Here is an 18,896-nt window from a genome sequence, read left to right as displayed (position 1 = left end):
CGTGAGGTGCGTACGGTCGGCTGGGGGGACTTCTGAGATGGTCGGACGGGCTGATACGAGCCGGACGGCCGGCCCCCGGTCGCGCCCGTGGGCGGTCGCGACCGCCGTACCGGCCGCGGTGCTGGCCGCCGTGCTGACGGTGACGGCGTGCACCGCGCGGGACGGAGGGGGCCCGCGCGACGACGCGGCACCGGTCACCGCCCCGTCGCCGCAGCCGTCGGGCGGCACCGGCGCCTCGGGCGGCGCGGAGACCTCCGAGGCGACGGACGCGATCCGCTCCGCCGCGGACGTGCTCGTCCGCACCGGGAGTTCCAGGGCGCGTACGGCGATGGAGATGGACAGCGGCGGCACCCGGCTGACGATCCGCGCCACCGGCGGCTTCGACTACCGCGCCGGAGTGGGGGAGTTGACGGTCGTCCTGCCGGACGCGGGTCGCCTTCCGGTGACCGAGGTGATCAAGCCCGGTCTGCTGTACATGAAGAACCGCGGCGCCGGCGTTCCCTCCGACAAGTGGGTACGGGTGGACACCTCGGAGCTGAGCGACGGCAATCTGGTCACCGGCGGCGTCACCGATCCGCTGAGCGCCACCGAGCTGCTGCGCGGGGCCGGAGGGGTGAGCTATGTCGGAAGCCTGGATCTCGACGGCGTCGGAGTGCGGCACTACCGCGGCACCACGGACCTCGTCGCCGCGGCCAGGCGAGCGACCGCGCCGATGCGGGCCCAGCTCACCGCCGCGGCCAAGGGCTTCTCGACCACCCTCGTCCCCTTCGACGCCTATCTGGACAGCGAGGGGCGACCGAGGAAGGTCCGGCACGAGTTCGTCTTCGACAACAGCGAGGGGCGCGGGGTGCGGGTCGACTCGACCACCGTGCTGTACGGCTTCGGTTCGCCGGTGCGGGTGGACATGCCGCGCCGCGCGGACATCTACACCGGGCGGATCGTGGCCTCCGAGGCGGACGGACAGGCCGTCGAAACCGGACAGGGCGGGCAACGCGGGCGTCAATAACCCCGAAAGCCGTGCGGGCGGGTATCGGACCTTCCTACTCTGATGGTTGGGAAACCGGCATGCCTGCCAGGGGAGGCGTCGCTCGCGTCCCGGCGCCGCTCGTCGCGCCGCCCGGGGGCGTACGCCGGTGCACGGGACGTGTGCGGTTGCGCCGAGCGCAGAGGTCGAGGGGGTACAGGGTGGGACAACACGGGCCGCCGACAAGGGTGTTCACCCCCTTCGGGCCGGGTGCGCCGACCGGCCTCGCCGCCGCGGGGGAGGCGGCGGGAACGGAGGGGACTACCTCGTCGGCCGGGACGGCCGCCTCGACGTCGTCGGCCGAGGAGTACAACCCGTACGAGCACGAGGCGCTCGCCGAGATAGAGCTGTACGGGGAGTTGATCATCGCTGCCGCCGCCGAGCCGGAGGACCGGCTGAGCCGGGACCGGATAGACGAGGTGCTGCTCGCCGGGGAGCCCGCCGGCGGTGCCGACCGCTGACGCGGTCTCCCGCGGGCGGTCCCGAGGGGCGGTTTTCGGCCGACTTCGGGCTCGGTGGACGGAAGGTGCCCGGCACCCCTTCGCCTGTCCCCACCTCGGGTTCGCCGTGCCCGCGGTGGGCGGTGGCCACGGGGTTGGTGCGGGCTTGGGGTGAATGCCGGGTGGCCAGGATTCGGTGATTGTGTGCCCCAACTCACGCTCGACGACCCTCTGTTGGTGATCGCGTGCGGAGAGTTGCGAAACGGCCCCGGTGGGTGGTCAGGTGCGCAGGAGGCGGGCGATCGCCGCTGTGGCTTCCGCCACCTTGGCGTCCATCTCCTCGCCACCCTTGGTGGCCGCGTCGGCGACGCAGTGTCGCAGGTGCTCCTCCAGGAGTTGGAGCGCGAAGGACTGGAGCGCCTTGGTCGAGGCGGAGACCTGGGTCAGCACGTCGATGCAGTACTCGTCCTCGTCGACCATCCGCTGCAGGCCGCGGACCTGGCCCTCGATCCGGCGCAACCTCTTGAGGTGCGCGTCCTTGTTCGCGGTGTACCCATGTGGCCCTGCGGGGGCGGTGGTTGGGGCCTGGTGGCAGGCGGCCGGTGCGTCGCTCCCCGCGTTCGCGGCGCTCTCGGGCTCGGTGGTCGTCATGGGGTACTCCTGGAGTCAACTCCTGGGGATATACCCCAGCTGGGTATATGGTACCGATTCGCCGTCCGTCGCCGATCCGGTACGTCGGGGCCCGTGGTCCGCCGCGGATTCGATGGGTGACACTGGGGAACGCCACTTCGCAGTGGCTGGATGATGCGCCTAGCATCAACGAGACCAACGCCCATGCACCCCGAGGAAATCCAGTGCGCTTTCGTCTGACCCCCAGGGAGACGAGCTTCTACGACATGTTCGCGGCCTCCGCGGACAACATCGTGACAGGCTCCAAGCTCCTGATGGAACTGCTCGGGGCGGACGTCTCCGCGCGCGCCGAGATCGCCGAACGGATGCGGGCGGCGGAGCACGCGGGGGACGACGCGACCCACGCGATCTTCCACCAGCTCAACTCCTCCTTCATCACGCCCTTCGACCGCGAGGACATCTACCGGCTGGCCTCGTCGCTCGACGACATCATGGACTTCATGGAGGAGGCCGTCGACCTGGTCGTGCTGTACCAGATCGACAAGCTCCCTAAGGGAGTCGAGCAGCAGATCGAGGTGCTCTCCCGAGCCGCCGAGCTGACCGCGAACGCGATGCCGCAGCTGCGCACCATGGAGAACCTCACCGAGTACTGGATCGAGGTCAACCGCCTGGAGAACCAGGCCGACCAGATCCACCGCAAGCTGCTCGCGTACCTCTTCAACGGCAAGTACGACGCCATGGAGGTGCTGAAGCTCAAGCAGATCGTGGACGTCCTCGAGGAGGCCGCCGACGCGTTCGAGCACGTGGCGAACACGGTGGAGACCATCGCCGTCAAGGAGTCCTGACCCGCTGTGGACACCCTCGCTCTCGTCGTCGTCATCGGCGTCGCGCTCTTCTTCACGTACACCAACGGCTTTCACGACTCCGCGAACGCCATCGCCACCTCCATCTCCACCCGCGCCCTGACTCCCAGGGCGGCGCTGGCGATGGCCGCGGTGATGAACCTCGCGGGCGCGTTCATGGGCAGCGGCATCGCCAAGACGGTCAGTGAGGGCCTGATCGCGACGCCGACGGGTTCCACGGGCATGATGATCCTCTTCGCCGCGCTGGCGGGGGCGATCACCTGGAACATGATCACGTGGTACTTCGGCCTGCCGTCCTCCTCCTCGCACGCGCTCTTCGGCGGCATGGTCGGTGCGGCGCTGGCCGGTTCGAGCACCGTGTACTGGTCCGGCGTGCTGGAGAAGATCGTCATTCCGATGTTCCTCTCCCCGCTGGTCGGTCTGCTGATCGGCTATCTGGTGATGACGGCGATCATGTGGATCTTCCGTCGCGCCAACCCGCACAAGGCCCAGCGCGGATTCCGCATCGCCCAGACCGTCTCGGCCGCCGGCATGGCGCTGGGTCACGGTCTCCAGGACGCCCAGAAGACGATGGGCATCGTGGTGATGGCGCTGGTCATCGCCGGCGTCGAGGAGGAGGGCGACGCGATCCCGGTGTGGGTGAAGATCGCCTGCGCGCTGATGCTCTCGGCCGGTACGTACGCGGGCGGTTGGCGCATCATGCGCACCCTGGGCCGGCGGATCATCGAGCTGGACCCGCCGCAGGGCTTCGCCGCGGAGACGACGGCGGCCTCGGTGATGTACACCAGCGCCTTCATGTTCCACGCGCCCATCTCGACCACGCATGTGATCACTTCGGCGATCATGGGTGTCGGCGCCACGAAGCGGGTGAAGGCGGTCCGCTGGGGCGTCGCCAAGAACATCGTCGCCGGCTGGTTCATCACCATGCCCGCCGCCGCTGCGGTCGCCGCCGTCAGCTTCTGGATCGTCAACCTCGCCTTCGGCTGACGTAGCCTTCCGCGCACATCGCGTCTCGGGCACCGCGTCACGCCACACCACAGGCACCGCGCCGCGTGTCGGTGAACACGAGGGCCCGCCCCCGGATCGAACGGGGGCGGGCCCTCTGCCTGCGGTGGCACCGCCATGCAGCACCGCAGACGTGTGCGCGACCGGCGGTCGCGGAACCACTCAGCCGAAGCGGCCGGAGATGTAGTCCTCGGTGGCCTGGACGGACGGGTTGGAGAAGATCCGCTCCGTGTCGTCGATCTCGATCAGCTTGCCGGGCTGGCCGATGGCCGCGAGGTTGAAGAACGCCGTGCGGTCGGAGACACGCGCGGCCTGTTGCATGTTGTGCGTCACGATGACGATCGTGAACTGGTCCTTCAGCTCACCGATCAGGTCCTCGATCGCCAGGGTGGAGATCGGGTCGAGCGCCGAGCAGGGCTCGTCCATCAGCAGCACCTGCGGTTCGACCGCGATGGCGCGGGCGATGCACAGCCGCTGCTGCTGACCGCCGGAGAGACCCGAACCGGGCTTGTTGAGCCGGTCCTTGACCTCGTTCCAGAGGTTGGCGCCCTTGAGGGACTTCTCCACGACCGTGTCCAGCTCGGACTTCTTCGTCAGACCGTTGAGCTTCAGCCCGGCGGCGACGTTGTCGTAGATGGACATCGTGGGGAAGGGGTTCGGCCGCTGGAAGACCATGCCGATGGTGCGCCGCACGGCCACCGGGTCGACCCCGGGCCCGTAGAGGCTCTCGCCGTCCAGCATCACCTTGCCCTCGACGCGGCCGCCGGGGGTGACCTCGTGCATCCGGTTCAGGGTGCGCAGGTAGGTGGACTTGCCGCAGCCGGACGGGCCGATGAAGGCCGTCACGGAGCGGGGTTCGACGGTCATCGAGATGTCCTCGATGGCCTTGTGGCTGCCGTAGAAGGCGGTCAGGCCGCTGACGTCGATGCGCTTGGCCATGTCAATCACTCACTTCTGCTTCTTCGTGGCCGGTCAGCGGCCGGTCTTGGGTGCCTTCCAGCGGGCGATCCCGCGGGCGGCCAGGTTCAGGATCATCACCAGGGCGATCAGCACGAGAGCCGCACCCCAGGCGCGGTCGTAGCTGGGGTCGTTGCCCGCGCCCCACTGCTCGAAGATGAAGTACGGCAGCGAGGACTGCTCGCCCTCGAAGGGGTTGGTGTTGATCGACGGGGAGCCGAAGACCAGCAGCATGACCGGGGCGGTCTCACCGGCGATACGGGCCACCGCCAGCATCACACCCGTGGTGATGCCGCCGATCGCGGTCGGCAGCACGACCTTGAGGATGGTGCGCCACTTGGGCACACCGAGCGCGTACGACGCCTCGCGAAGCTCGTTCGGTACGAGCTTGAGCATCTCCTCGGTGGACCGCACGACGATCGGCATCATCAGGATCGACAGCGCCATCGCACCGGCGAACCCGCTGTAGCCGAAGTCCAGGATGATGATCCAGAAGCTGAGGACGAACAGACCGGCGACGATCGAGGGGATGCCCGTCATCACGTCGACGAAGAAGGTCACGGCCTTGGCGAGCTTGCCGGTGCCGTACTCGACCAGGTAGATCGCGGTCAGCAGACCGATCGGTGCCGAGATGACCGTGGCGATCCCGACCTGCTGGAGGGTGCCGACCAGGGCGTGGTAGATGCCGCCGCCCTCGGACATGTTCGGCACGCCGAACATGGAGTGGGTCAGGAAGTACCCGTCGACCACCTTGGAACCGCGGGCGACGGTCTCCCAGATCAGCGAGGCCAGCGGGACGATGGCGATGAGGAAGGACGTCCACACCAGGCTGGTGGCGAACCGGTCCTTGGCCTGCCGCTTGCCCTCGATGGTGGTGGTGAGGACGTAGGTGATCAGCAGGTAGAGCAGCGCGGCGATCAGGCCCCACTGCACCTGGCTCTCCCAGCCGGCCACCAGGCCGAGGCCCGTGCCCAGACCGAGCGAGACCAGCGCGATCCCGACGGGTGCCCAGCGCGGCAGCCTCGGCTGCTTGAGCGTGGTGGGCGGCAGCGACGAGTTCACGGGGGGCTTGTCCATAACGGTGTTGCTCATGCGTTGGCCCCCGAGTACTCCTTGCGGCGGGCGATGATCAGTCGGGCCGCGCCGTTGACCACCAGGGTGATGACGAACAGGACGAGGCCGGAGGCGATCAGGGCGTTGCGGCCCATGTCACCGGCCTCCTTGAACGCCGCGGCGATGTTCTGCGCGAAGGTGCCGCCGCCCGGGTCGAGCAGCGAGGCGTGGATGACGAAGCTCGGCGAGAGCACGGTGGCGACCGCCATCGTCTCGCCGAGCGCACGGCCCAGGCCGAGCATCGCGGCGCTGATGACGCCGGAGCGGCCGAAGGGCAGCACCGACATCCGGATGACCTCCCAGCGGGTGGCACCGAGTGCGAGCGCGGCCTCCTCGTGCATCTTGGGGGCCTGCTTGAAGACCTCGCGGGAGACGTTGGTGACGATCGGCAGAATCATGATCGCCAGCAGGATGCCCACGGTGAACAGCGAGCGCGGGGCGCCGCCGCCGTACTCGAAGATCCCGGTCCAGCCGAGGTAGTCGTCCAGCCACTCGTAGAGGCCGGCCAGGTGCGGGACCAGGAAGAGCGCGCCCCACAGGCCGTACACGATCGAGGGAACGGCGGCGAGCAGGTCGATCACGTACGCCAGCGGGCCGGCCAGCCTGCGCGGGGCGTAGTGCGAGATGAACAGGGCGATGCCGACGGCGACGGGTACGGCCAGGAGCATCGCGATGATCGAGCTCACGATGGTGCCGAAGGCCAGCACCGCGATGCCGAACACGGGCGGATCGCTGTTGGCGCTCCACTCGAAGGTGGTGAGGAAGTTGCCCTCGTTCTCGCCGAGGGCGATCACGGCGCGCCAGGTCAGGAAGACGGCGATCGCGGCCATGATCGCGAGCAGGACGATTCCGGATCCCTTGGACAGACCGAGGAAGATCCGGTCGCCGGGACGTTTGGCGGACTTGGGACCGCCCTCGGCCGCCGGATCCTGCGAGCCCGGCGGCGGGGTGGTCTTTGTGGAGCCAGTTTCCATGGTTTCTCCGGTCTGGTGCGAGCCTCGCCGACGGGGAAGTGCGGCGGACTCTGGCGGCGGTGCACCGGATGGGTGGTGGGGGTTGTGCGTGGCGGGCGCGGAGGCCGCGGGCTGCCGCGCGGCGTGGCGCGGGGGCCGTCAGCGGGCTGTGGGCTGACGGCCCCCGACCGGCCGGGTCAGGCCAGGCTGTCGACGGCCTTGCGGACCTGGGTGATGATCTCCTCCGGCATCGGCGCGTAGTCGATGTCGGCGAGGAGCTTCTGGCCGTCCTCGCTGGCCGCGTACTTCAGGAAGGACTTCGTGGCGGGCAGGGTCTCCGCCTTGTTGCCCTTGTCGCAGGCGATCTCGTAGGTGACCAGGATGATCGGGTACGCGCCCTCTTCCTTGGTCGCGTAGTCCAGCTCCATGGCGAGGTCGCCGTCCTTGCCGACGACCTTGCCGGCGGAGACGGCGGCGGAGGAGTTCTCCACCGTGGCCTCGACCGGGTCGCCGGCGCCGGTGTCCAGCTGGACGGCCGGGATGTTGTTGCCGGTGGCGTAGGAGAGCTCGAAGTAGCCGATGGCGCCTTCGGTCTGCTTGACGTTGCTGGCGACGCCGGCGGAACCGTCGGCGGACTGGCCGCCCTTGGCGGCCCACGCCTTGCCGGGCTCGTGCTTCCAGTCGCTCGACGCCGCGGCGGCGAGGTAGCTGGTGAAGTTGTCGGTGGTGCCCGACTCGTCCGAGCGGTGGAACGCCTGGATCTTGGTCGAGGGCAGGTCGGCGTCGGGGTTCAGCTTCTTGATGGCCGCGTCGTCCCACTTGGTGATCTTCGAGTCGAAGATCTTGGCGAGGGTCGAGGCGTCCAGGACGAGGTCGTCCACACCGGAGAGGTTGTAGCCGATGGCGACCGGTCCGGCCAGCAGCGGCAGGTTGACGGCCTTGCCGGACTTGCAGACCTTGGCCGACTGCGCGACCTCGTCCTCCTTGAGGACCGAGTCCGAACCGGCGAACGCGGTCTTGCCCTGGAGGAACTCCTGGATGCCCGCGCCGGATCCGGTGGCCTTGTAGTTGATCTTCGTGCCGGAGCACGCCTGCTGGTAGGCCTGGACCCAGGCGTCCACCGCGTTCTTCTGCGCGCTGGAGCCGGAGGCGATGAGGTTGCCGTCGCCGTCACACTTGATGTCCGCGGCCCCGGCGTCCTTCTGGCCGCCCTCGGAGCCGCCGCCCCCGGTGTTGTCGTCCGAACCGCAGGCGGACAGCACCAGGGCGCTGGTGACCGCGAGAGCGCTGACAGACAGGGCGCGAAGCCGGTTCTTGCGCTGGAGCTTCACTTGGTTCAGTTCCTTCCTGAGCCCGCCGAGTGGGGACGGCAAGCGGACGATATTGAGTGGGTTCGGACCTCGCGGTCCTGGGTGCTCATTCATCAGCTAGGGGGCGTGAACGTCGCTGAAAGCGCGAGACGCGCACTCCGTACTGCCGAAATTAGGCAGATCAAGTGAAGCCGCCGACCGTCGAGAGTGAACGCGAGGTGAACCTCGGCGGACGGTGCAGTTGCCTCGGTTGCGGTACTGCATCGGGCCTCCGGGCGGTGGTGTACGACGCTGCGTGCCTTTGTCCCGGAACTGTCGCGGTCCACGGCCGTCCCTGTCGGATTCTCCTGCGACATGACACGATCCGCGCGGGGGTTGTCGCGCCGTCGCCCCCGTCGCGGGGGAGGGGAGCCGTCGGTGATCCGCAAGGGGACAGTCCTGGTCTGCGCTCTGGCCGTACTGCTGGTTCCGGCGGGACCGTCGGGAGGGGTCGCACACGCGGAGCCCTCGCCGCCCCCCGGCACCCGCGACCCGAGCCCTCCGGCCGACGACCCGAAGAACGGCGCCGGAGAGTCCGGGCCCGGCTCCGACGCCGACGCCGACGACGCCGACGAACCGGTGGAGATCGACCCCGAGTTGGCGAAGCGGCTCCAGAAGGTCCGCAAGGAGATCGACAAGCTCCACGACCAGGCCGGCTCGGCGACCGACGCGTACAACGCCGCCGCGGTGAAGGTGAAGAAGCAGGAGAAGGCGATCGCCGATCTGGCCCGGAAGATCGAGAACAACGAGGGCCGACTGCAGAACCTCAGCAACCGTGCGGGCGCCATGGCCAGGGCCCAGTACCGCGGTGTCGGCCTGCCGGTGAGCAGCCGCTTCACCCTCGAACGCGACCCCGAGAAGTTCCTGCGCTCGGTCGGCCTGCTCTACAAGGGCCAGCAGGCGACCAAGGGCGTCATCAACCGGCTGGACAGCACCCAGAAGTCGCTCCGGGGCTCCGCGAAGAAGGCCGCAGAGCACTGGGAGAAGCTGGAGGCGGGACGCAAGAAGCGCGCCTCGGCGAAGAAGGAGATCCAGGCCAAGCTGAAGAAGGCCGAGAAGCTGGAGGCGGACCTCGCCGAGGAGGAGCGCGAGCTGCTGCTCGACCTGGAGGACGACGCGGCCCACCGTCGCCAGCTGGAGTGGCTGCGCAGCGGCGTGCTGGAGGAGATCACCGCCAAGGCGTCCAAGAAGGGCAAGCGGGCGCTGGCCTTCGCGCTCGACCAGATCGGCAAGGACTACAAGTGGGGGGCGACGGGCCCCGGGACCTTCGACTGCTCCGGTCTCACCCTGCGCGCCTGGGAGTCGGCGGGCCTGCGGATACCCCGCACCTCGCAGGCGCAGTGGGCCGGCCTGGACCGGGTGAAGCTGACCTCGATGCGGCCCGGCGACCTCATCATCTACAAGGGCGACGCCAGCCACGTCGGGATGTACGTCGGCGAGGGCACCATGGTGCACGCGCCCCGCACCGGCCGTCAGATACGCATAGAGGGCGTGGGGGTGCTGCCGATCAAGGGCGTCGTCCGACCCGACGCGTAACCCCGGCCCGCCTCGGCGGCCCGGTGGTTCGGGTTCGGTGACCCGGCTGTCGACGCCGGTTCGGTGACCAGTGGACGGTGGGCGGTCGCTGGTCGGTGGCCAGTGGGCGGCCGTCGACGGTCGGTGGTCGGGGCCCGAACGGGCAGTCGGGGCACGGGGGTTGCCGCAGGTGGTGCGCGGACCGGCCGTTCCCGCGCCGGGAGCCCGCAGCGGCGCCCCTCCCGGCCGGTACGTCCCCGAACGGTCGGGCCGGGCCTGTCGCCGCGGCTGCGGAACGACTCGGGGCGACCTGCCCGCATATGCCCCCGCTGTGTGCCGCAAACGATGCGCGCGACCGTTCCACCGGCGGCGCCCCGGCCGGTATGGTCCCCCAGGATGAACGAGGCACCCGCGACGAGCCGGGTGCCGGTGCCCCTCGGGGGAGGGAAAGAGGACAACGCGATGCCCCTGCCAGCGGGCGGCGACGTGCCGGGTGCCCACGGCACGCGCGAGGACCGGACCGCGCACACCGCGCCCGGCGGAGCCCCCGGCTCGGCCGCGGCGACGGACGCCGACGCCTCGGGTGCTCCCCGGGCGGACGGCGCTCCGGGCACGGCCACCGCTGCCCTCGTCCCCGCCCCCACCCGCGGCCGTACGCCCGGCCCGTGGCCCGACGGGGCCGAGGACCGGCCGGCGACCGCCTCCGGCCTGCTGCCCCGCCAGGCGGAGACGCTGCTGGTGATCGAGGGCGACCCCTCGGGCGCCGCCTCGCTGCCCGATCTGCTGCACACCGAGGGGGAGGGCGGCGGCCGGGTGCGGGTCCGTACCGCGCGCAACCTCACCGAGGCCGAACGCCTGCTCACCGACGACGTCCACTGCATCCTGCTCGACCTCGCCACCGGCGATCTCGACGTGCTGCGCGAGGTGTTGCGGATGGCGCCGCGACAGGCCGTACTCGTGCTGACCGGCGAGGACGACGCGGACCGCGCCGCCGAGGCGGTACGGATCGGGGCACAGGACCAGCTCTTCCGGCACGAGCTGGACGCCCGACTGCTCACCCGTGCCATCCGCTACGCCGTCGAACGCAAACGGGCCGACCTCGCCCAGCGCCAGCTCTCCGAGTCCCGGCTGCGGGCCCAGGAGAACGCGCGGCTCGAACGCGGGCTGCTGCCCACCCCGTTGCTGGACGGCAGCGGGCTGGACTTCGCCTCCCGCTACCGGCCGGGCCGCTCCAGGGCCCTGCTCGGCGGCGACTTCTACGACACCGTCCGCACCGCCGACGGCACGGTCCACGTGGTCATCGGCGACGTCTGCGGCCACGGCCCGGACGAGGCGGCGCTCGGCGTCGAACTCCGCATCGCCTGGCGCGCGTTGGTCTTCGCGGGCATCCTCGGGGCGGAGCTGCTCGGCACCCTCCAGCGGGTGCTGGAGCACGAGCGCGCCAGCGAGGAGATCTTCGCGACCCTGTGCATGGTCGACATCGCGCCGCAGGAAACGGAGGCCACCGTCTGGCTCGCCGGACACCCGGCGCCCGTACTCGCCAACGCCGAGGGCGGGCCGCGGCTGCTGCGCGAGGACCTCGCCGGACCGGCGCTCGGCCTGCTGCCGCAGGCGCAGTGGCCGCACACCCGGGTACGGCTCGGCGAGGGGTGGAGCCTGCTGCTCTACACCGACGGGCTGATCGAGGGCCGTACCGGGCCGGAGGGCGAACGCCTCGGCCAGGACGGGATGTTGGGGCTCGTCGGGCGGGGAGTCGCCGAGGGCCGGTGCGGTCAGGAACTCCTCGACGGACTGGTCGGCGACGTCTGCCGCCTCAACGGCGGGGAGCAGTCCGACGACCTCGCGGTACTGCTGCTGGGCCGTGCCCCCGCCCGTCGAACCGACGACGGCGCGACCGCCTGACCGGACCGGCCGACCGGCTGACTCGCTGACCGGACCGGCTGACGCGTTGACCGGCCGTAGCGCTCGGCGGTGCCGGGCGCTGAAACGCAGGGGCCCGGCTGCCGTGCGAGCTGCCGTCCCCGGCTGCCGCACGGGCCGGGCCCGGGCTCGGAACTGCCGTGTCAGCGACCGCCGTTGTACGGACCGTACGGGCCGTCGCTGCTGCTGCCCCTGCGCCCGCCGGCGGGGCCGCCGCCGACCTGGATGAGCGCGGGGCGCACGTCGACGATGTAGACGATGCTGGCGATCAGGCCGATGATCTTGAGGAAGAAGAACGGGATGAACAGGTGCACGGCCACCGTCACGCCCATGATGATCAGCCAGAAGCTCTTGGTCTTCTTGTCCGCGGCGACGAAGGCGTCATCCCGCCGCAGCAGGGCGTCCACCAGGCAGAAGATGGCCATGACCAGCATCGCCAGATAGACGAAAAACAACAGGTCGTTGAAACCCTGCAACAGCACTCCGGCCACCACCCTGCTCACAGAAACGTGCGTACGTTACGTCCACGCTACTCGCAGACGGGGCCGGGCAAACACCTGCTTGCCCGGCCCCGCTGCTGCTCTTCGGTTGTCGGCTTCGCGCCGCGGCTCCGTCAGGAGTCGGACTTCGGGGCCGCGGACTTGCGGGGTGCCGACTTCTTCGCGGTGGTCTTCCGGCTCCCGCCGGCGCCGGTCGCGGAGGTGCTCGCCGACACACCGTTCGAGGAGGTGGCGGAGGACGCGGCCGAGGTCTTGGCGGTGCTCTTCGGCGCGGCCTTCGAGGTGCTCTTGGCGGTGGTGCTCTTGGACGCGGTGCCGGCGGTGCTGCTCTTGGGCGCGGTCTTCGTCTCGCCGCGGTCCTGCGACGCGGTGCCCTTGTCGGCGACCGTGACCGGCTCGCGCTCGATGGTCGTCTCGTAGGTGACGGAGTCGGCGGTGCCGCCCTGGTCGCGCCAGTTCTCCACCGCGTTCTTGCCCTGCTCGGCGAGGGAGTCGTAGCCCTCCTTGGCCTTCACCGCGTACTCGGCGGCGTACCCGACGCCCTGGAGCGCGAAGTGCTGAGCCTGGTCGCGCAGCTTCCTGAGGTCGGCGTCCAGGTTGGCCAGAACGCCCTGGACGCGCTCCTGCACGGCCTTCGGGTCGGTCGCCCGCACCTGTGCGATGCGCTCGGGGGCCTCGGCGCGGACCTTCTCGATCACACCGGCGGCGAAGTAGAGCGGGGTCGGGTCGGTGAGGGTCTTGCGGAAGTCGGTGGTGCTGGGCATCTGTGGTTCCTCCCGGACAGCTCGCTGGCTGTGTTGCCGTGGTGTGCCGTGTGACCGTGTCTTGCCGTGCGCCGTGTGGTGCTCGGTCCTGCTGAAGTGCTCGGTCGTACCTGTCGTGCTCTGTTCCTGCCGACGTACCTGTCGTGCTCGGTCTGTCGACGTGCCTGCCGTGTCTGCCGTGCCTGCCGTGTCGACGTCTTCGGCAGCGCCGCCGGTGCGGTCGTACCGCCGTGGCCGCGCCGGCTCGGCCGGTTCGCCGCACGCCGTGTGCAGTTGTCCGCCCCGCGCCGCCCCGCGCCTGTGCCCGTGCCGCTGTCGTTCTCCGGCCGGGCTAGCCGGCGTCCGGCCCGGACGTCGGGCCGGAACCGCCCGCCGCGGTGGGCGACTTCGCGGCACGGTCCTGCGGCGCCGGCCCGTCGGCCGACTCCGCACCGCCGGCCTCGTTCTGTGCGCGGAACGAGGCGTAGATCTGGAGCAGCGCCTGCTTCTGCTGCTCGTTGATCGAGGGGTCGGCGAGGATCGCGGCCGTGACCTCGACCTCGTCCCGGTCGCGCTCGTCGAGCATCCCGGCCCTGATGTACAGGGTCTCGGCGGATATCCGCAGCGCCTTGGCGAGTTGCTGGAGGATGTCCGCGCTCGGCTTGCGCAGACCCCGCTCGATCTGACTGAGGTAGGGGTTCGACACCCCGGCCGCGTCGGCGAGCTGCCGCAGCGAGAGCTGGGCGTTGCGCCGCTGCTCCCGCAGGAACTCGCCGATGTCTCCGGGGTGAAGTGAAGCCATGTCCCTACCGTGCCCCAACCTTGCTAGCTTTTGCAAGCGCCTGCTTGCAAAAGTGTCCCCGCTCACGTCGAGGGCTCGTTGGGAGGCAGGGCTGGGTGATGGTTGGCGTGGTGGACCCTGCGGAAGGGGGTGCGTTCACGGGTGCGCCGGTTCGAGAAGCTGTACGACGGGCAACCTCGTCTCGCCGCCTACCAGGCGCAGAGCGACTTCGGCGCGCGCGGCCAGGTCGTCAGTACATCGGCGCCCCTGGCCGGCGGGGTGACGGGGGTCGGTCGTGGGTGTCCCGCTACCCAGATGTGCGGCAGGGGGAGGATGCCCCCACGATTCCGGCGCAGAAACGAGGATCGGGCGACCATGCGCTCGATCATCTGGCGAGCCTGCTCGGCGGCTCCATAGGCATCCAGTGCGGTGAACCGGTACAGGAATCCACCGCCGGACCGAATGCCGGCGGTGTCGTATCCGTGTTCGCGAAGCCAGGCGGTCACTTTCCCCTTCGGCATCCAGTTCGCCAATGGTTCAGCAAGATCTCGCTGTGGAACGCTGTGCAGGGCGACCAGGACGTTGAACGAGCGGGGCGAGGATCGCGCGAGGGCGGCGGCGCTTTCGGCGATGCCGACTGTGTCCGCTCGCTCTGCGTACAGACCTTGTGCCCACGTCAGTAGGTGACTCGCGCTGTACCCCAGGTCCAGTAGATGCGCGACAATGGTGCGTGAGAACCGCTCGGGTCCGGGGTGACTGCAGTCGGTGACGGCGGCGGTCCAGCGCTCCAGATAGCCAGCGCGCGAGTGGTCGACGATCTCCCGCAGGCGGCGTCTGGCTGGACTCGGGTCGGGCAGAGGGGCGCTCAGCAGCACGGTGATCTCCTTGCGGAGTTCACGCTCGCCCAGTCCTCGGTCCGGGCCGATGAGGGTGCGCAGTTCGGCACGCTGCCAGGCGCAGGCCGCAGGTGACAGAACGCCCTGGGCTTCCCAGGCGCCGGCTTCCCACAGTTCCTCCAGCGCCAACACTGACCCGATGTCCCACAATCTGCGGGCCCAAGGAGTGCCTTCGTCGGTGAAGTAGTCGATCATGCGTGCCAGCGTGTGCCGCGCATAGACACTGGATGCATGGTGTGATGATGCGTTCACGCCGAGTACCGTAGTGGAGCTCTCTGCCGGCGTGTTAATCTCCTGAAAGACTTAAAGGGGCACTCGCCAGTTCTGGCCACTGCCCCTTTCTTCTTGCCCTCCTTCGACGGGTCGCGTCGAGAGTCGAGCGTCACGGCTGCTGCCCCCCGCCGTGCCTTCGTGGCCCCAATCCCTGCATGTGCACGGGCCGAGTGAGGAATCCGGACGCCCTCCCGGGAGAGGGGGTCCGACTCCTTCTGGGAGAGGCGATTTCGGCACGGACTTTGCGCGCGGAACTCAAGAAGGTCCGGGCCGGGAGGGCAGGTTGCCGACTTCCCGCTCACGTCGAGGACGCTCGGGGGTTGTTACGGCTGGGGCTGGGGTGGGGTGGTGAGGAGGGCGAGGTGGTGGGTGGCGCGGGTCATGGCGACGTAGCGGTCCACGGCGCCCTCGGTGCCCGGGCCGAAGCGCTCCGGTGCGACCAGTACGACGAGGTCGAACTCCAGCCCCTTGGCGGACTCCGGTGTCAGCGACCGTACGCGTGGACTGTCCGGGTGGGTCGGATCGCCGATGACGCAGGCGGTGCCCTCTTCGTGCTCCGCGAGCCAGTTGGACACGATCGTGTGGAGTTCGTCGACCGTGCCGTGCCGCACGGGGACGCCGCCGGCGCGGACCGAGACCGGCACGTTGGCGTCCGGGAGGGCGGCGCGGATGACCGGTTCGGCCTCCGCCATGATCTCCTTCGGCGTGCGGTAGTTGATGGTCAGCGATGTCTGCCGCACCCGGTCGAGGCCGACGCGGCCCAGCCGTTCCTGCCAGGACTCGGTGAAGCCGCGCCGGGCCTGGGCGCGGTCGCCGACGACGGTGAGACTGCCCGAGGGGCAGCGCTGGAGCAGCATCTGCCACTGCGCGTCGGTGAGTTCCTGCGCCTCGTCCACCACGATGTGGGCGAACGGACCGGCGAGCGGGTCCCGTTCGGCGTCCGGGACGGCTGCGTCGTCGACCAGGGAGTCGCGCAGGTCCTGGCCGTGCAGCATCGTCACCGCGCCCTCCCCGTCGGCGTCGGCCTCGACGATGCTGTCGATCACCTCGGCCATCCGCGCCCGTTCGGCACCGGCCGCGGCCCGCTGTGCGCTTCGGCGCCGGGAGGCGGCCGGGTCGCCGAGGCGTCGGCGGGCCGCGTCCAGCAGCGGCAGGTCGGACTCCGTCCAGGCGTGGGCGTCCGGCCGCTGCAACTTCCGTACGTCTTCGGGCGAGAGGCCCGGAGCGCACATCCGGAGGTAGGCCGGCACGGTCCACAGGTCGCCGACCAGGTCGGTGTGGACGAGCAGCGGCCAGGCGCGGGCGAGCGCGCCGCGCAGTTCACGGTTGCGGGTCAGTGAGGCGCGCAGTGCCTCGGGCGGCGCGTCGCTCCCGTCCTTCTCGACGAGCAGCGCGACCAGTTCCTCGAGGATCGGCTCGCGCGCCTCGTTGTGCGGGACGCCCTGCCCGCCGGCCTCGAACGCCACCGCCCAGTCCGCTGGCTCGACCCACAGCTCGGACCATTCGGTCTCGATCTCCAGTCCCTCCTTCGGTGGCTCCTCGTAGAGGCGGACGGCGGGTTCGACGGCCCGCACCAGTTCCGCCGAGGACTTCAACCGGGCCACTTCCGGGTCGCGTTCGGGCGCCGCCGCGCCGCCCTCCGGCACCAGATCGCGCAGGGTGCAGACCTGCACGCCCTCCTCGCCGAGGCTCGGCAGCACATCGGCGACGTAGTCCAGATACGGCTGGTGCGGCCCCACGAACAGCACTCCGCCGCGCCGGTGTCCCAGCCGTGGGTCGGAGTACAGGAGGTAGGCGGCGCGGTGCAGCGCCACCACGGTCTTGCCGGTGCCGGGTCCGCCGTCGACGACCAGCGCGCCGCGCGAACCGGCGCGGATGACGGAGTCCTGGTCGGCCTGGATGGTGCCCAGCACATCGCGCATCCGCGGCGAACGCGCCTCGCCGAGGCTCGCGACGAAGGCGGACTGGTCGTCCAGGGCGGCGTGGCCCTCGAACCCGTCCGCGGCGAAGACCTCGTCCCAGTAGTCGCTGATCCGGCCGTGGGTCCAGCGGTAGCGGCGACGGCTGTGCAGGCCCATCGGCTGTGCGTGGGTGGCGCCGAAGAACGGTTCGGCTGCCGGCGACCGCCAGTCGACCAGCAGCCGGCGGCCGTCGCCGTCGGTCAGTCCGAGCCGTCCGACGTACACGGGTTCCTCGTCGTCCGCGCCGACCATCCGACCGAGGCAGAGATCGAGCCCGAAGCGTTGCAGCGTGCGCAGCCGGGCGGTCAGCCGGTACACCTCGATGTCGCGGTCCATCGCAGAACGGCCCGCGCCGCCCGGCGCCCGGCGGACGGTGTCCAGTTGTTCGTTCAACTCGGCGACGGAGCGCCGCAGCGTGGCCGCGACAGCCTCGAAGTGGCGTTCGTCCCCGCCGATCAGGGCGGGGTCGGACTTGGCGGCCCGGCGGGCCGGGAGGTCGAAAGCGCTGGTGGTGCGGGAGTTCACGGGGCGGTCTCCGGGAGTGGACGCGGCGGGCGGAACGGCGGTGTGGTGCAGGCGGCAGGCGGCAGGCGGCAGGCGGCAGGCGGCAGGAGGGGGAAGGGCGGGGAGAAGGAAGAGCAGGGGCGGGGGCGGGCAGGGCAGAGCAGGGGCAGGGGAGGAGTGGGGTGAACGGGATGAAGCGGAAGGAACGGCGTACCGCGGTGATTTCGCTCAGGTCGGCGATTTTGCGGCATGAGGGGGGTCTTGCCGCAAGCCCCCCTGTGCGCTATACGTTGAGAGTGGCAAGGAGGCGGTGAGCCCCTTGCCTCTTCGTTTTCCGGGGCCCGCGTTTTCCGGGGCCCGCGTGTGTGCTGGCCTGCGTGTGTCCGGGCCCGTTCTCGGTCTCCCCGTGCCGGTGCCGTGTGCGGCCGTCTGCCCGTACCGGCCCTTGTGTGCCCGGCCGCCGGTGATCTCCTCGCGTCCGTCTCCCCGGGGCCGTCCCGTCCCGCCCCGCAGCGTGGGCGGTGGGCGGTGGGCGGTGTCGGTGGTGGGTGGCACGATTTCCGGATGACTGCCTCACCCGCCGACGAAGCCCGGCTGCGCGAGCTGGTGCTGCTGCGGCGCGTGCGCGACCGGATGGACCGGGAGTACGCCCGCCCGTTGAACGTCGAGGCGTTGGCCCGGGGCGTGCACATGTCGTCCGGCCACCTCAGTCGCAGGTTCCGCGAGGCGTACGGGGAGTCGCCGTACTCGTATCTGATGACCCGCCGCATCGAGCGGGCGATGGCGCTGTTGCGGCGGGGGGATCGCAGTGTCACCGAGGTGTGCTTCGAGGTCGGGTGTTCCTCGCTCGGTACGTTCAGTACGCGCTTCACCGAGCTGGTCGGGATGTCGCCGAGCAGCTATCGGCGGGAGGCGGGCGGGGAGGCCGCGGGCATTCCGGCGTGCGTCGCGAAGCAGGTCACCAGACCGATCAGGAATCGAGAAGCGCGGCCGACGGAGCGCTCATAGCCTGACAGGCATGGACATCAACATTCATTCCTGCTTCATGCCGCACAACGACCCGGAGGCGGCGCTCGGCTTCTACCGCGACGTCCTCGGCTTCGAGGTGCGCAACGACGTCGGCTACGAGGGGATGCGCTGGATCACCGTCGGCCCCGTCGGGCGGCCCGAGATCAACGTCGTCCTCGACCCGCCCGGTGCGAACCCGGGCATCACCGAGGAGGAGAAGCGGGTCATCGGCGAGATGATGGCGAAGGGCACGTACGCGAGTCTCCTTCTCTCCACCAAGGATCTGAACGGCACGTTCGACCGGCTCCAGGCGAAGGACGTCGACATCGTCCAGGAGCCGACCGACCAGCCGTGGGGAGTGCGGGACTGCGCGCTCCGCGACCCGGCCGGGAACATGATCCGCATCCAGGAAGTGGAGTGACCCGACGAGTGCCGGTGTGAGGCCGGCCCCGACACACTGC

The 18,896-nt window shown here is 70.2% G+C and carries 18 protein-coding genes; 8 read left to right on the top strand and 10 right to left on the bottom strand.

Going from position 1 to position 18,896, the window contains the following annotated elements; all coding sequences use genetic code 11:
- Positions 1 to 37: 37 nt before the first annotated feature.
- Complete coding sequence (locus MTQ01_RS19810; protein ID WP_247492038.1) at positions 38 to 1,006, top strand: hypothetical protein; 969 nt, start codon at positions 38 to 40, stop codon at positions 1,004 to 1,006.
- A gap of 179 nt (positions 1,007 to 1,185) precedes the next feature.
- Entirely contained in the window at positions 1,186 to 1,485 is a 300-nt protein-coding gene (locus MTQ01_RS19805) for a hypothetical protein (protein ID WP_247492290.1), read from the top strand.
- Positions 1,486 to 1,743: 258 nt separating this feature from the next.
- Here the strand turns inward: MTQ01_RS19805 and MTQ01_RS19800 are convergent, their stop codons facing one another.
- Entirely contained in the window at positions 1,744 to 2,115 is a 372-nt protein-coding gene (locus MTQ01_RS19800; protein WP_247492037.1) for a metal-sensitive transcriptional regulator, read from the bottom strand.
- Between the two features lie 203 nt (positions 2,116 to 2,318).
- On the opposite strand from MTQ01_RS19800, the gene MTQ01_RS19795 reads away from it, so the two are divergent.
- Together MTQ01_RS19795 and MTQ01_RS19790 are read left to right on the top strand one after the other, a co-directional pair.
- Positions 2,319 to 2,939: a DUF47 family protein gene (locus MTQ01_RS19795; RefSeq protein ID WP_211040017.1), complete on the top strand. Its 621-nt coding sequence runs from the start codon at positions 2,319 to 2,321 to the stop codon at positions 2,937 to 2,939.
- Between the two features lie 6 nt (positions 2,940 to 2,945).
- On the top strand, positions 2,946 to 3,944 hold the full coding sequence (locus MTQ01_RS19790; RefSeq protein ID WP_247492036.1) for an inorganic phosphate transporter: 999 nt from the start codon (positions 2,946 to 2,948) through the stop codon (positions 3,942 to 3,944).
- A 180-nt stretch (positions 3,945 to 4,124) separates the two neighbouring features.
- Here the strand turns inward: MTQ01_RS19790 and pstB are convergent, their stop codons facing one another.
- The 4 genes from pstB to pstS form a co-directional block, all read right to left on the bottom strand.
- The gene (gene pstB, locus MTQ01_RS19785; RefSeq protein ID WP_247492034.1) at positions 4,125 to 4,901 is read right to left on the bottom strand and encodes a phosphate ABC transporter ATP-binding protein PstB; all 777 of its coding nucleotides are present in this window, start codon (positions 4,899 to 4,901) and stop codon (positions 4,125 to 4,127) included.
- 33 nt (positions 4,902 to 4,934) lie between these two features.
- Positions 4,935 to 6,011 carry a phosphate ABC transporter permease PstA gene (gene pstA, locus MTQ01_RS19780; RefSeq protein WP_247492032.1) on the bottom strand — a complete coding sequence of 359 codons (1,077 nt, stop codon included), beginning with the start codon at positions 6,009 to 6,011 and terminating at the stop codon, positions 4,935 to 4,937.
- Positions 6,008 to 7,006: a phosphate ABC transporter permease subunit PstC gene (gene pstC / locus MTQ01_RS19775; RefSeq protein ID WP_211040021.1), complete on the bottom strand. Its 999-nt coding sequence runs from the start codon at positions 7,004 to 7,006 to the stop codon at positions 6,008 to 6,010. Before pstC ends, pstA begins: the two co-directional genes overlap by 4 nt.
- Before the next feature lie 176 nt (positions 7,007 to 7,182).
- A complete protein-coding gene (pstS, locus tag MTQ01_RS19770) occupies positions 7,183 to 8,316 on the bottom strand; it encodes a phosphate ABC transporter substrate-binding protein PstS (RefSeq protein WP_247492030.1) in 1,134 nt (377 codons plus the stop codon).
- A gap of 396 nt (positions 8,317 to 8,712) precedes the next feature.
- Between pstS and MTQ01_RS19765 the strand changes: the two genes are divergently transcribed.
- Both MTQ01_RS19765 and MTQ01_RS19760 read left to right on the top strand, forming a co-directional pair.
- On the top strand, positions 8,713 to 9,870 hold the full coding sequence (locus MTQ01_RS19765; protein ID WP_247492029.1) for a C40 family peptidase: 1,158 nt from the start codon (positions 8,713 to 8,715) through the stop codon (positions 9,868 to 9,870).
- Between the two features lie 441 nt (positions 9,871 to 10,311).
- A complete protein-coding gene (locus MTQ01_RS19760; protein WP_308294418.1) occupies positions 10,312 to 11,751 on the top strand; it encodes a SpoIIE family protein phosphatase in 1,440 nt (479 codons plus the stop codon).
- A gap of 161 nt (positions 11,752 to 11,912) precedes the next feature.
- Here the strand turns inward: MTQ01_RS19760 and MTQ01_RS19755 are convergent, their stop codons facing one another.
- From MTQ01_RS19755 to helR, 5 genes are all read right to left on the bottom strand, one after another.
- Positions 11,913 to 12,251 (bottom strand): DUF2516 family protein, encoded by a 339-nt coding sequence (locus MTQ01_RS19755; RefSeq protein ID WP_247492268.1) that lies wholly within the window; start codon positions 12,249 to 12,251, stop codon positions 11,913 to 11,915.
- Between the two features lie 131 nt (positions 12,252 to 12,382).
- Positions 12,383 to 13,033, bottom strand: coding sequence for a hypothetical protein (locus MTQ01_RS19750; protein WP_247492027.1), 651 nt, complete (start codon positions 13,031 to 13,033; stop codon positions 12,383 to 12,385).
- Between the two features lie 331 nt (positions 13,034 to 13,364).
- The gene (locus tag MTQ01_RS19745) at positions 13,365 to 13,814 is read right to left on the bottom strand and encodes a helix-turn-helix domain-containing protein (protein ID WP_247492026.1); all 450 of its coding nucleotides are present in this window, start codon (positions 13,812 to 13,814) and stop codon (positions 13,365 to 13,367) included.
- A 188-nt stretch (positions 13,815 to 14,002) separates the two neighbouring features.
- Complete coding sequence (locus tag MTQ01_RS19740; RefSeq protein WP_247492025.1) at positions 14,003 to 14,884, bottom strand: hypothetical protein; 882 nt, start codon at positions 14,882 to 14,884, stop codon at positions 14,003 to 14,005.
- Between the two features lie 401 nt (positions 14,885 to 15,285).
- A complete protein-coding gene (gene helR / locus MTQ01_RS19735; RefSeq protein WP_247492024.1) occupies positions 15,286 to 17,448 on the bottom strand; it encodes an RNA polymerase recycling motor ATPase HelR in 2,163 nt (720 codons plus the stop codon).
- A 543-nt stretch (positions 17,449 to 17,991) separates the two neighbouring features.
- Between helR and MTQ01_RS19730 the strand changes: the two genes are divergently transcribed.
- Both MTQ01_RS19730 and MTQ01_RS19725 read left to right on the top strand, forming a co-directional pair.
- Entirely contained in the window at positions 17,992 to 18,435 is a 444-nt protein-coding gene (locus MTQ01_RS19730) for a helix-turn-helix transcriptional regulator (protein WP_247492023.1), read from the top strand.
- A 10-nt stretch (positions 18,436 to 18,445) separates the two neighbouring features.
- Complete coding sequence (locus MTQ01_RS19725) at positions 18,446 to 18,856, top strand: VOC family protein (RefSeq protein WP_247492022.1); 411 nt, start codon at positions 18,446 to 18,448, stop codon at positions 18,854 to 18,856.
- The last annotated feature ends 40 nt before the right edge of the window (positions 18,857 to 18,896 follow it).

The sequence above is a fragment of the Streptomyces sp. XM4193 genome (assembly GCF_023072595.1).
GTDB lineage: Bacteria > Actinomycetota > Actinomycetes > Streptomycetales > Streptomycetaceae > Streptomyces.
This window is presented reverse-complemented; position numbering and strand designations above follow the sequence as displayed.

What these genes read in the sequence shown, in the direction of transcription:
- MTQ01_RS19810 (WP_247492038.1), top strand. Translation starts at nt 38, where the DNA reads ATGGTCGGACGGGCTGATACGAGCCGGACGGCCGGCCCCCGGTCGCGC.
- MTQ01_RS19800 (WP_247492037.1), bottom strand. Translation starts at nt 2,115, where the DNA reads ATGACGACCACCGAGCCCGAGAGCGCCGCGAACGCGGGGAGCGACGCA.
- pstB (WP_247492034.1), bottom strand. Translation starts at nt 4,901, where the DNA reads ATGGCCAAGCGCATCGACGTCAGCGGCCTGACCGCCTTCTACGGCAGC.
- pstA (WP_247492032.1), bottom strand. Translation starts at nt 6,011, where the DNA reads ATGAGCAACACCGTTATGGACAAGCCCCCCGTGAACTCGTCGCTGCCG.
- pstC (WP_211040021.1), bottom strand. Translation starts at nt 7,006, where the DNA reads ATGGAAACTGGCTCCACAAAGACCACCCCGCCGCCGGGCTCGCAGGAT.
- MTQ01_RS19760 (WP_308294418.1), top strand. Translation starts at nt 10,312, where the DNA reads ATGCCCCTGCCAGCGGGCGGCGACGTGCCGGGTGCCCACGGCACGCGC.
- MTQ01_RS19750 (WP_247492027.1), bottom strand. Translation starts at nt 13,033, where the DNA reads ATGCCCAGCACCACCGACTTCCGCAAGACCCTCACCGACCCGACCCCG.
- MTQ01_RS19745 (WP_247492026.1), bottom strand. Translation starts at nt 13,814, where the DNA reads ATGGCTTCACTTCACCCCGGAGACATCGGCGAGTTCCTGCGGGAGCAG.
- MTQ01_RS19740 (WP_247492025.1), bottom strand. Translation starts at nt 14,884, where the DNA reads ATGATCGACTACTTCACCGACGAAGGCACTCCTTGGGCCCGCAGATTG.
- MTQ01_RS19730 (WP_247492023.1), top strand. Translation starts at nt 17,992, where the DNA reads ATGACTGCCTCACCCGCCGACGAAGCCCGGCTGCGCGAGCTGGTGCTG.
- MTQ01_RS19725 (WP_247492022.1), top strand. Translation starts at nt 18,446, where the DNA reads ATGGACATCAACATTCATTCCTGCTTCATGCCGCACAACGACCCGGAG.